This window comes from Aliivibrio thorii, from assembly GCF_057368585.1.
In genome coordinates this window covers 867,797-880,337 of the sequence record NZ_CM170654.1, presented here as the reverse complement: position 1 = coordinate 880,337, position 12,541 = coordinate 867,797, and the positions used below count along the sequence as shown (strand labels likewise).

General features: G+C 38.4%; 14 protein-coding genes. 5 read left to right on the top strand and 9 right to left on the bottom strand.

Annotated elements, in window-relative coordinates:
• Positions 1–20: 20 nt before the first annotated feature.
• The 7 genes from pyrF to aroA all read right to left on the bottom strand — a co-directional run bounded on the left by pyrF (position 21) and on the right by aroA (position 6,609).
• Positions 21–725 carry an orotidine-5'-phosphate decarboxylase gene (gene pyrF, locus AC2IP4_RS03990; RefSeq protein WP_375320950.1) on the bottom strand — a complete coding sequence of 235 codons (705 nt, stop codon included), beginning with the start codon at positions 723–725 and terminating at the stop codon, positions 21–23.
• Between the two features lie 69 nt (positions 726–794).
• A complete protein-coding gene (gene lapB / locus AC2IP4_RS03985) occupies positions 795–1,964 on the bottom strand; it encodes a lipopolysaccharide assembly protein LapB (RefSeq protein WP_486310571.1) in 1,170 nt (389 codons plus the stop codon).
• 7 nt (positions 1,965–1,971) lie between these two features.
• Entirely contained in the window at positions 1,972–2,256 is a 285-nt protein-coding gene (locus AC2IP4_RS03980; protein WP_061036601.1) for a LapA family protein, read from the bottom strand.
• A 134-nt stretch (positions 2,257–2,390) separates the two neighbouring features.
• Positions 2,391–2,672, bottom strand: a complete 282-nt coding sequence (gene ihfB, locus AC2IP4_RS03975; protein ID WP_045102545.1) for an integration host factor subunit beta — start codon at positions 2,670–2,672, stop codon at positions 2,391–2,393.
• Positions 2,673–2,729: 57 nt separating this feature from the next.
• Positions 2,730–4,403, bottom strand: a complete 1,674-nt coding sequence (gene rpsA / locus AC2IP4_RS03970; protein ID WP_060991473.1) for a 30S ribosomal protein S1 — start codon at positions 4,401–4,403, stop codon at positions 2,730–2,732.
• 95 nt (positions 4,404–4,498) lie between these two features.
• On the bottom strand, positions 4,499–5,173 hold the full coding sequence (cmk, locus tag AC2IP4_RS03965; protein WP_061036600.1) for a (d)CMP kinase: 675 nt from the start codon (positions 5,171–5,173) through the stop codon (positions 4,499–4,501).
• Positions 5,174–5,328: 155 nt separating this feature from the next.
• Positions 5,329–6,609 (bottom strand): 3-phosphoshikimate 1-carboxyvinyltransferase, encoded by a 1,281-nt coding sequence (gene aroA / locus AC2IP4_RS03960; protein ID WP_375320953.1) that lies wholly within the window; start codon positions 6,607–6,609, stop codon positions 5,329–5,331.
• Positions 6,610–6,805: 196 nt separating this feature from the next.
• Here aroA and aat point away from each other — a divergent pair, with 196 nt between their 5' ends.
• The 3 genes from aat to infA all read left to right on the top strand — a co-directional run bounded on the left by aat (position 6,806) and on the right by infA (position 8,522).
• Entirely contained in the window at positions 6,806–7,519 is a 714-nt protein-coding gene (gene aat / locus AC2IP4_RS03955) for a leucyl/phenylalanyl-tRNA--protein transferase (protein WP_375320954.1), read from the top strand.
• A gap of 2 nt (positions 7,520–7,521) precedes the next feature.
• Positions 7,522–8,214, top strand: a complete 693-nt coding sequence (locus AC2IP4_RS03950; RefSeq protein WP_375320955.1) for an arginyltransferase — start codon at positions 7,522–7,524, stop codon at positions 8,212–8,214.
• Between the two features lie 89 nt (positions 8,215–8,303).
• Positions 8,304–8,522, top strand: coding sequence for a translation initiation factor IF-1 (gene infA / locus AC2IP4_RS03945; protein ID WP_005420180.1), 219 nt, complete (start codon positions 8,304–8,306; stop codon positions 8,520–8,522).
• Between the two features lie 94 nt (positions 8,523–8,616).
• On the opposite strand, the gene clpA is transcribed toward infA, so the two are convergent.
• Positions 8,617–10,869, bottom strand: coding sequence for an ATP-dependent Clp protease ATP-binding subunit ClpA (gene clpA, locus AC2IP4_RS03940; RefSeq protein WP_375320956.1), 2,253 nt, complete (start codon positions 10,867–10,869; stop codon positions 8,617–8,619).
• A 42-nt stretch (positions 10,870–10,911) separates the two neighbouring features.
• Entirely contained in the window at positions 10,912–11,232 is a 321-nt protein-coding gene (gene clpS, locus AC2IP4_RS03935) for an ATP-dependent Clp protease adapter ClpS (protein WP_105055144.1), read from the bottom strand.
• 396 nt (positions 11,233–11,628) lie between these two features.
• Here clpS and cspD point away from each other — a divergent pair, with 396 nt between their 5' ends.
• Positions 11,629–11,850, top strand: a complete 222-nt coding sequence (gene cspD / locus AC2IP4_RS03930; RefSeq protein WP_105055145.1) for a cold shock domain-containing protein CspD — start codon at positions 11,629–11,631, stop codon at positions 11,848–11,850.
• A gap of 118 nt (positions 11,851–11,968) precedes the next feature.
• Positions 11,969–12,505, top strand: a complete 537-nt coding sequence (locus tag AC2IP4_RS03925) for a DUF4136 domain-containing protein (RefSeq protein WP_486310570.1) — start codon at positions 11,969–11,971, stop codon at positions 12,503–12,505.
• The last annotated feature ends 36 nt before the right edge of the window (positions 12,506–12,541 follow it).

Sequence of the window (12,541 nt, the reverse complement as noted above, 5' to 3'; positions counted from 1 at the left end):
TCACCTATCAAGTTACAAACTTATAAAACAGACGCTAAAGACAGGTTAATCTTATTTAATACTTGTGATGGATTCTCAGCTTGTGTAATTGGGCGACCAATCACTAAATAATCAGAACCTGAAGTAATAGCATCTACTGGTGTCATAATACGTTTTTGATCACCCACCGCAGAGCCTGCTGGACGAATGCCAGGAGTCACTAATTTAAATTCTTTGCCTAGGTCTGCTTTTAACATTGATGCTTCTTGTGCTGAACACACAACACCATCTAAACCACTATTTTTAGTCAATGCAGCAAGACGTTTTACTTGTTCTTGTGGTGCAATATCTAAACCAATACCCGCTAAGTCTTGTTGCTCCATACTTGTTAGTACTGTTACACCAATAAGTAATGGTCGATCTTTACCATACGGTTCTAAGATTTCACGTGATGCACTCATCATACGCTCACCACCACTCGCATGAACATTAACCATCCATACCCCCATCTCAGCAGCAGCACGCACTGCTTTTGAACACGTATTAGGAATATCATGAAACTTTAAATCTAGAAAAACAGAAAAACCACGCTTATGAAGTTCCTTTACAAACTCAGGGCCAAATAGAGTAAACATCTCTTTGCCTACTTTTAGTCGGCAAGAGCTAGGATCAATTTTATCAACAAATGCTAATGCGTCTGTTTGATTATCATAATCCAATGCAACAATCACCTTTTGGTCTTTCATTTTCTCTCCTTGGGAAATTAATCTACTTACATTTTATTTAAAAAAAGAGGCACAAATTGCGCCTCTTAATTATTCACCATCTAAACCTTTAATAGGTTTAATAACACCCCACCCTTTGCAAGAAGGGCATTGCCAAAATAAACGATGCGCAGAAAAACCACATTTACTGCATCGATAATTTGGTTTCATTTTTAACTGTTCACCAACCAAATTTTGTAAACTTGAAAGACTAGCTTTAGCTCGACCATCTTCAGCTTCATCTACGTGATAACCCATCAAACGATAAAAACCTTTCATCGTTGGGTTTTTAAGCAGCTGTTTAGTCATATAGCCTTGAGCTAATGCCGTACCTTCATGTTTTGCTATTAGGTTTGATAACATCAGCTCAGCACTTGCACCAGCCCCTTTTGAAATGGCTTCTTTTAAGAAATTTAGCAACGCCCCTTCTCGATCCAGCTTTTCGTAGCATTCAGCAAGTAAAGGTAATGCTTCACTAATAAATTCAATATCTTGATCTAAAACGGACTCTAATTGGCTTACTGCGCCCTTAAAGTTATCTTCTTCCATTAATAACTTCGCCATCATAATAGAGGCGCGAACACATTGATTATCAATAGATAACGCTTTTTTCAAATTCTGCTTAGCTTTATTAATATGGCTATCTGATAATTCTTGCATCGCCAATTCACAATAATAATGAGCAATATCTGGCTTTAATTTCTTTTTACCCATTTTGACTAAGTTATTTGAAAAATTGATCGCTTGTTCCCATTCTCGGGTCTGCTGATGAATAGCAACAAGTTGAAGCAATGCCGCCTCTCTGTGATCTGGCTCATCAAGAAGCTGTTCAAAAATCTTTTCCGCTCGATCTAGAATACCCGCAACCATATAGTCTTTAGCCAGTTGCTGAAGAGCAATATTACGCTGATCTAACGTTAAATTTGGACGAGCAATGAGATTTTGGTGAATTTTAATCGCACGATCAACTTCACCTCGGCTTCTAAACAAGTTGCCTAATGCAAGGTGAGTATCTATCGTATCGCTGTCAACTTGAAGTAGTTCAATGAAGTGATCTACCGCTTTATCTGACTGATCTGAAAGCAATAGATTTAACCCCGTCACATATTGACGTGACAGGTGATTGGTATCTCTTTGACGTTGTTGTCTCGCACTCCTATTACCCATATACCAGCCATATCCGGCAGCAATAGGTAATAATAGGAATAGCAGCTCTAACATTAAGTCATTACCCTTTTGTTGAGTCTAAGCGTAATTTATCTAACTCTATGGTTTTCTTTTCAAGGCGTTTACGCAGACGACGTTGCGTCATGCTGACTTTTAAATACATACTGCCACAAATTAACCAACCTAGGCCAAAACCAGTTGCAAAGAAAATACCAAGCAAGGTCGATAGCTGGAAATCACCTTGTGCTAATAAATAATTAAAATTAACTACAACCTGATTCTGTGCGCCAACAGCAAGTGATATCAGAAATAAAGCAATTAATAAAACAGCAATTACAATTTTCACTGGGCTTCCCTCCAGTTAATGAATTTCTAACAATATATTATTTTACTGCTCTAAAGATACACCTAAATGCACTGAAAATGAACATAAAAAAACGGCATACTCAAAAGTATGCCGTTTTTATATACTAATTTACATTAGCTGAAATTCACACGTTCACGCAGTTCTTTACCCGGTTTAAAGTGAGGAACAAACTTACCGTCTAATTCAACCTTATCGCCAGTTTTCGGATTACGACCTAAACGTGGCTCTCGATAGTGTAGAGAAAAACTACCAAAACCACGAATCTCTATACGATCACCGCCTTCTAGCGTTGTTGCCATCTGTTCAAGGATTTCCTTGACTGTATCTTCAACCTGCTTAGCAGAAAGTTGAGGCTTTTTACTACACAGTTGTTCAATCAGTTCAGATTTTGTCATAAATGACCTCCTACGTTATCGAAAGAAAAGGGAGCATTACGCTACCTTTAAATTTACTTATTCGCCTTTAGCTGCTTTGAAAGCGTCAGCCATTGCGTTACCGAAACCACCGTCTTCAGACTTAGTGTTCAGTGAAGCCATTGCTTCTTGCTCGTCAGCTTCATCTTTAGCTTTGATAGATAGGTTAACTACGCGGTTCTTACGGTCTACACCAGTGAACTTCGCTTCAACGCTATCGCCAACGCTTAGGATTAGAGATGCATCTTCAACACGGTCACGAGATAGCTCAGAAGTACGGATGTAACCTTCTACGCTGTCTGCAAGAGTGATTGTAGCGCCTTTAGCGTCAACAGCTGAAACAGTACCGTTTACTAAAGTACCTTTCTTGTTGTCTGCTAGGTAGTTGTTAAATGGGTCTTCTTCCATTTGTTTAACACCTAGAGAAATACGCTCACGCTCTGCATCTACTGCTAGAACAACAGCAGAGATTTCGTCGCCTTTCTTGTACTCACGTACCGCGTCTTCACCTGTAGCATTCCAAGAAATGTCAGATAGGTGAACAAGACCGTCGATGCCGCCGTCAAGACCGATGAAGATACCAAAGTCAGTGATAGATTTGATCTTACCAGTAACGTGGTCGCCTTTAGCTTGCGCTTCAGCGAATGTCTGCCATGGGTTAGCTTTACATTGCTTAAGACCTAGAGAGATACGACGACGTTCTTCGTCAATCTCAAGAACCATAACCTCAACTTCGTCGCCTACGTTCACAACTTTAGAAGGGTGGATGTTCTTGTTAGTCCAATCCATTTCAGAAACGTGTACTAGACCTTCAACGCCTTCTTCGATTTCAACGAAGCAGCCGTAGTCAGTTAGGTTAGTAACACGACCAGAAAGTTTGTGACCTTCTGGGTAACGCTTAGCGATAGCTACCCATGGATCTTCGCCAAGTTGCTTAAGACCTAGAGAAACACGAGTGCGCTCACGATCGAACTTAAGAACTTTAACATTGATCTCGTCACCAACATTTACGATCTCAGATGGGTGCTTAACACGCTTCCAAGCCATATCTGTGATGTGTAGTAGACCGTCAACGCCACCTAGATCAACAAATGCACCGTAGTCAGTAAGGTTCTTAACGATACCTTTAACTTCCATGCCTTCTTGTAGAGAAGCAAGTAACTCGTCACGCTCAACACTGTTTTCAGATTCGATAACAGCACGACGTGAAACAACAACGTTGTTACGCTTTTGGTCAAGTTTGATTACTTTGAACTCTAGCTCTTTGCCTTCAAGGTGCAGAGTGTCACGTACTGGACGTACATCAACAAGAGAACCAGGTAGGAATGCACGGATACCGTTAAGTTCAACTGTGAAGCCGCCTTTAACTTTACCGTTAATAACACCCATAACTGTTTCAGCATCTTCGTATGCTTTTTCAAGTTGAATCCAAGCTTCGTGACGCTTCGCTTTCTCACGAGAAAGTTGAGTTTCACCGAAACCGTCTTCAACAGCGTCAAGAGCAACGTCTACTTCAGAACCAACTTCAACTTCAAGTTCGCCAGCAGCGTTCTTGAATTGTTCAGCTGGGATAGCTGCTTCAGACTTAAGGCCAGCGTCAACAAGAACGAAACCGTTCTCGATAGCTACTACAGTACCTTTAACGATGCTGCCTTGTTGGAATTCAGTTTCAGATAGAAACTCTTCAAAGAGTTGAGCAAAAGATTCAGTCATTAATTTGATCTTCAATATTAAACGTCCATGGGTATCCTACCGCATGGGGTTGATAGTAAGGTTAGTTATCATCCTTGCAACTAACTAAGTTTCAATTATAGCTTAGATTCAATAAAAGCAATAGCTTGCGCGACAACTTCATCAATGTTCATTGACGTTGAATCTAATACTAAAGCGTCTTCAGCGGGACGTAATGGCGCGACTGCTCTATTGCGGTCTCGATCATCTCGTTCTTGAATTTCGCCTAAAAGACGGTCAAATCTAACATCTAACCCCTTCTGTTGCAACTGCTTCATTCGGCGATTCGCTCGTTCTTCAGCACTTGCATCTAAAAATATCTTAACTTCTGCGGTAGGGAACACAACAGTCCCCATGTCACGACCATCAGCAATAAGACCTGGTAACGCAGAAAATGCTCGTTGACGGCGCAGTAACGCTTCACGAACTTGCGGTAACGCTGCTACTTTTGACGCAGCCATTCCCGTCTCTTCTTTACGAAGTTCAGAAGATACATCTTCACCTTCAAGAATCACTTTAACTAATTCACCTTCCGCTTTGAACTGCACATCTAAGTTTGCAGCTAAAGGTACAAGTGCATCTTCTGACTCTAAATCAACACCATGGTGAATTGCAGCTAATGCTAATACACGGTATATAGCACCAGAATCTAATAAATTATAACCTAGTTTTTCAGCAAGCAACATGCACAAGGTACCTTTACCTGCGCCACTTGGACCATCAACAGTAACGACTGGTGAATGAGTAGTCATGGAGTTCTCCATTAATTATTGTGATTGGTTTCTACGGGCGCATTATACCCAAGTCAGATTATTTATATACTTTAGTTTATTAAAAACTAAAAAAGCCCTGTGTTTTTTACACAGGGCTTACATCAATGTAAATTTAATTGCTTTTACGCTATAAATTACACACTAAGCTCTTTCATTTTATCAAAATAGTCTGGGAAGGTTTTTGACGTACAGCCTGGATCATTAATTGTTACCGGTGTATCACTCAAAGCAACTAAAGAAAAACACATTGCCATACGGTGATCATCATAAGTATCGATAGCTGCATGTTCTAATTTCTCTGGTGGTGTGATCGTAATATAATCTTCCCCCTCTTCTACTTTAGCTCCGACTTTTCTTAATTCAATCGCCATCGCTGTTAAACGATCAGTTTCTTTTACACGCCAATTATAGACATTACGAATGGATGTTGTGCCTTGTGCAAAAAGAGCAGCAGTGGCAATTGTCATTGCAGCATCAGGAATATGGTTAAAGTCCATATCAACCGCTTTTAATTCTCCTTTTCTAGCAATAACATAATCATCACCCCATTCGATATCAGCTCCCATTGCTGCTAGTGCATCTGCAAATTGAACATCACCTTGAATGCTCTTTTTACCAATGCCCGTCACTTTTACTTCACCGCCTTTTATTGCAGCTGCTGCAAGAAAATAAGACGCAGAAGAGGCATCGCCTTCAACAAGAAAATCCCCGGGTGCAACATACGTTTGATTAGCTGGAACAACGAATGTCTGATAATTTTGATTCTCAATTTCAACTCCAAACGTAGTCATAATATCTAGAGTGATATCAATGTATGGTTTAGAAACTAAATCACCCACTATATTAATCGTTGTCTCTTGTGTTGATAATGGAGCTGCCATTAAAAAAGCAGTTAAAAACTGACTTGAGATAGAACCATCAATCTCAACCGTCCCTCCTTTAAGGCCTGTTCCTTTAATCTTTAACGGCGGGTAGTTTTCATTTTCTAAATATTCTACGTCAGCACCTGCAGCTTTCAATGCCGTTACAAGATGTCCAATAGGACGCTCTTTCATTCGAGGCTCACCAGTAAGTACAAATTCACCTCGACCTAGACACAATGCTGCCGCTAATGGGCGCATTGCCGTACCTGCGTTGCCAAGAAAAAGTTCCAATGCTTCTTGAGGTTCAAAAGCACGACCTAAACCAGTGACTTCACAGACCGTTTTATCTTCAGATAGTATATATTCAACACCAAGTGCTTTTAGTGCATTAAGCATGTGACGAATATCATCACTATCAAGTAAATTAGTTAGTTTTGTTTTTCCAGACGCTAACGCAGCTAATAATAACGCACGATTAGAAACACTTTTTGAGCCTGGTAGATTAATTTGGCCATCAATTTTTGAAATTGGTTGAAGAGTTAAGCTTTCCATGTTTATGTAAAAATTCCTGTACAAATAAATAAGAATGCTATGCCTGCTATTTCATTCAGTTATTGCATAGCTGTTTCAGCTTTCATTGTTATTTTTTGTTATTCTTCATACTTTCAGAGTAACGAAAACCAAAGCGTTGTACCAGAGGCAATGTTGTCTCTTTACTTAAAAATAGTGAATCCTATTTCTTTTACTTATGACTATTTACCTACCACAACTCGATTCAAATGAAACAAGCCACTTTCCTCATATTGAAAGTGCATTAACCGAACCTGATGGTTTACTCGCTATGGGGGGAGATCTGACTACATCTCGACTATTAAACGCTTATCAACGAGGTATTTTTCCTTGGTATAGTGCTGGTGACCCTATCTTATGGTGGAGTCCTAGCATTCGAGGAGTTTTCATACCTGAGCAATTCTTGCCATCAAAAAGCCTAAAAAAATTCTTTCGTAAATCAAATTATGAAATCACCATCAATAAATCGACAGGTCAAGTGATTGAATTATGCGCATCAACACGAGGGTCAGATGAAACGTGGATTATGCCTGAAATGATCCAAGCTTATAAACAGCTAGCAAAATTAGGATATTGTCACTCTGTCGAAGTATGGTCTGACAATACACTTATTGGCGGATTATACGGCCTTCAAATCGGTCAAGTTTTTTGTGGTGAATCTATGTTCTCATTAAAAACAAATGCATCAAAAATAGCACTGTGGCAATTTTGTGAGCATTTTGTGGCTTCTGATGGGCAGTTGATTGACTGCCAAATGATGAATCCTCATCTTGAAAGCTTAGGAGCAATCGAAATGAAAAGAAAAGATTTCAAAATAAAGTTAAATAAACTCGCTAACAAAACAGTAAGTCCAAATTGTTACCTTCCACAATCTATTGGGAATAATGTTTAATCATGAGTCAATTTTCTCTTCAAGTTGGGTTAACACCAGAGGGGCCTTGTAGCTATCTACCTGGACAACAAGAGCGCCTCGGTGTTGTTATGGATACAGAGCTTCATTCCCCTATTGGTTATCAAGCATTAATTCGCTTGGGATTTAGACGCAGTGGTTCAACGGTATATAAACCAATGTGTGAAGCTTGCAATGCTTGCCAACCTTTAAGAATTAGCGCAAGTGAATTCGTACCAAGTAAAAGCCAAAAACGAATTTTAAATAAATTATCTACGTTTACTTGGGAAATAAAAACAGAGATGGATGATGAATGGTTCGCATTATATGAACGATATATAACCGCTCGCCACCAATCAGGCAGTATGTTTCCTGCAAATCAGGAACAATTTTTTGAATTTTCTCAAGCAGAATGGTTACCTAGTCATTTTCTTCATATTTACGAAAACAATGTCCTTATCGCAATTGCTGTAACCGATATCTTAGTTGACTCAATCAGTGCTATGTATACGTTTTTTGAGCCAGAGCATCCGTTATCTCTAGGAACCGTCTCTATTCTAATTCAACTAAAATTATGTAAACAATTGCAAAAAAACTGGCTCTACCCTGGTTACCAAATAGACGATTGTCCAGCAATGAAATATAAAGTTCGATATAAACCTAACCAAAAGCTAGTAAATATGGTCTGGCAGGGGTAAAATGCCCACCAAACTTTACATACATCATTTTTAAGGGCATTATTGGCCGCTTAAAAATCAGCCAAAGCTATCTATATAAAGAGGATTCAATGGCAAAAGAAGACGCAATTGAGCTGCAAGGCACGGTTCTAGATACACTACCAAACACAATGTTTCGCGTAGAATTAGAAAACGGTCACGTTGTTACTGCTCATATCTCAGGTAAAATGCGTAAAAACTACATCCGTATTCTTACTGGTGACAAAGTAACAGTTGAAATGACTCCTTACGATTTATCTAAAGGCCGTATCGTCTTCCGTGCTCGTTAATTTGTCATTTTTAGCACGTTAATTTTTTAATTTGCTTTAAAATAATATAAAAAAACCCAGTCATTGACTGGGTTTTTTATTATCTACTGATTAATTAATGAACCGCTTCAGTTTCACTCGTAAACTCAAAGGCTAATTCACCTTTAGTTAATTTAACGCGAACTGTGCCACCGTTTACTAATTCTCCAAATAACAATTCATTTGCCATTGGTTTTTTAAGGTTCTCTTGAACAACACGAGCCATCGGTCGAGCGCCCATAGATTTATCATACCCTTTATCAGCAAGCCAATCTTTTGCGCCTTGTGACACTTCCATTGAGACGCCACGAGCATCTAACTGAACTTGTAGCTCTACTATGAATTTTTCTACTACTAACGAAATAACATCTTTACTCAAATGTTCGAACCAAATGATATTATCTAAACGGTTTCTAAACTCTGGTGTAAAGATTTTCTTAATTGCAGCCATCGCATCAGTTGTATGATCTTGTTGAATCAAACCAATCGATTTTTTCACTGTTTCATGAACACCAGCATTGGTCGTCATTACAAAAATTACATTTCGGAAATCCGCTTTTCGACCATTATTATCTGTCAGTGTACCGTTATCCATGACTTGAAGAAGCAAGTTAAAGACATCTGGATGCGCTTTTTCAAGCTCATCAAGTAATACAACAGAATGAGGGTGTTTAATTACAGCGTCAGTTAATAACCCGCCTTGCTCATAACCAACATAACCCGGAGGAGCACCAATTAATCGGCTAACCGTATGTTGCTCACCATATTCAGACATATCAAAACGAAGAAGCTCAATACCCAGAGCTTTCGCTAGCTGAACAGTAACTTCTGTTTTACCTACCCCGGTAGGACCAGCAAACAAGAAAGAACCCACAGGCTTATTATCTGCACCTAACCCTGCTCGGCTAAGTTTGATAGCTTCACATAGTGCATCGATACTGTGATCTTGGCCAAATACCAACATTTTTAGCTTTGAGTCTAATTTCTTCAGTACATCTTTATCGCTAGAAGATACTGATTTTTCAGGAATACGAGCCATTTTTGCAACCATAGCTTCGATATCTGCGACATTAATTGTCTTTTTACGACGACTTACTGGCGTTAAACGACAACGAGCTCCCGCCTCATCGATAACATCAATTGCCTTATCTGGTAAATGACGCTCATTAATGTATTTTGCTGATAGCTCTACCGCAGCACGAAGTGCTTTATTGGTATAACGGACTTCATGGTGCTCTTCGTATTTACTTTTCAAGCCTATTAATATTTTAGTTGTGTCATCAATTGACGGTTCCAAAACATCAATTTTTTGGAAACGACGAGCTAATGCACGCTCCTTTTCAAAAATCGTACTGTGTTCTTGATAAGTAGTTGAGCCAATACAGCGTAATTTTCCACTACTTAATAGAGGTTTAATTAAATTAGCGGCATCAACTTGACCGCCAGAAGCGGCACCCGCACCAATAATCGTGTGGATTTCATCAATAAATAAGATTGCATGTTCTTCTTTTTCAAGCTGTTTTAAGATAGCTTTAAATCGTTTCTCAAAATCACCACGATATTTAGTACCGGCAAGCAATGAACCAATATCTAAAGAATAAATAATACAGTCTTTAATAACATCAGGAACTTGACCTTCAACAATTCGCCATGCAAGACCTTCAGCAATTGCGGTTTTACCCACTCCTGCTTCACCGACTAATAGCGGATTATTTTTACGGCGACGACACAATACCTGAACCGTACGATCAAGCTCTTCATCGCGTCCAATTAATGGGTCAATCCCGCCATTTTTAGCCACTTGGTTTAAGTTAATAGCAAAGCTTTCTAATTTATCTTCTGGGCTTGCCTCTACTGCGGCTTCAACATTATTCGGATCTGAATTCTCCTCACGATGCTCAGGCGCACCATGTGAAATAAAGTTAACGATATCTAATCGACTAATATCATTCTTTTTAAGGAGGTACGCGGCATGTGATTCTTGTTCACTAAAAATAGCAACAAGAACATTAGCTCCAGTGACTTCATTACGGCCAGATGATTGGACATGAAAAACTGCACGTTGAAGAACACGTTGAAAGCTTAATGTTGGCTGAGTTTCTCGACTTTCGTCGTCAGCAGGAATAAGCGGTGTGGTTTGTGTAATGAATTCATCAATTTCAGTTGCCAACGCAGGTAAATCTGCATGACAAGCTAAAAGAGCTTCATGAGCGGATGGGTTTTCTAATAGAGCAAATAATAAATGCTCTACTGTCATAAACTCATGGCGCTTTTCTCGTGCTCGAACAAACGCACTATTTAAACTCGCTTCTAATTCTTTATTTAGCATAGGAACCTCCCAAAACACCAAAATATGGTGTAACGAACAAACTTACGCTTGTTCCATTGTACACAGTAGTGGGTGCTCATTATCACGCGAATATGCATTCACTTGCGCAACCTTAGTTTCAGCAACTTCAGCAGTAAAAACCCCACATACTGCTTTCCCTTCATAATGCACTGTTAGCATTAATTGTGTCGCTTTTTCCAAATCCATGGAAAAAAATTTATCTAAAATTTCGACAACAAACTCCATTGGAGTGTAATCATCATTATTTAAAACCACTTTATACATAGATGGTGGTCTTAACTCTGTTTTCTCTTGCTCCAAAACATCTGAATCAGGAGAAATCCATTCATATAGTTTACTCATATCGACAACTAAATTAGCAAAAAAAGAATCTGATACTTCAATGTATCCTCTACTATTCAGACTAATCTAGACACAAGGTTACATCAAACAAAAGATGCGATTTTCATATCTTTATCACTTAATTTTGATTAAATCGAGTAGAAAAACAACGATATTAATGTAAAGGATAGGGTCTTTTTTTCTTTATCTCCACTTTATTTATCAATCTGATATTACTGATAATAATGTTAATCTTAAATGTGACATTAAACAAATTTGTTATAAAAGTAACAAATTTGCACTTGACTCATATTTTATATTTAATAGAGTGTGTTTGTAGTGGTTATCAATTGAACAAATAAATGATTAATTAATAACCATTGTGCTAGGTAATTAAAATGCAGAGGGATGTATAGCATGGCAACAGGTACAGTAAAATGGTTCAATAACGCTAAAGGTTTTGGCTTCATTTGTCCTGAGGGAGAAGATGGAGATATTTTTGCGCATTATTCCACAATAGAGATGGATGGCTACCGTACACTAAAAGCCGGACAAGCTGTCACCTACGAAATCCATGAAGGTCCTAAGGGGTTTCATGCAAGTGAAATAAAACCACTCGAAGGTGAAGTTGTAAAATAATATTACTCAATTATGGCTATTAAATAATATTAAAGGTGAGCATGGATACTCACCTTTTTTGAACCTATTGATTAAGAAACGCCCCAAAGACTTCACTTCATTTATCTAGGTAACTAATTTGAAATATATTATCTCACTTATTCTATTATTTACTCTATCAGGCTGCGTGTCTGAAACACATCAAGAGAAAAATACCGTAAACTTAGTTACAACTGGCGATATTAATATCGCTCTTAATGGAAAGAATACTTTCTCTTGGCACCCAACTATCAGTGCCAATTATTTGAATAAAAAATTAAATAATAGAGATACTGAACAACGATTCTCTCAATCACTCAGAGCATCATTAGAGAAAAGAGGATTTCAATTTGTCGAAGACTCTACGAATGTTGATTTCTATGTTGGCTACGGTTTAGGGCTAGAAGAGAACATTCAAGATCAAGATATTTTAGAGAAAACAGGGCTATTAACAGGAATACAACCAATCGGTGTTAATGACAACGGCACCAAAAAAGCCAGTGTTTTCATTGCAATCTTTTTACCAAATGAACCATACCAACAGTGGTCAGTGTTAGCGCAAGGTTATACCAATTCTGATAATACAATATCTTTAGATGAACTGACTGAATTTATGCTACACAATCTAAAAAAATAAATATCAGCCATAAAAATAATAAAGCTGCCAAATTAG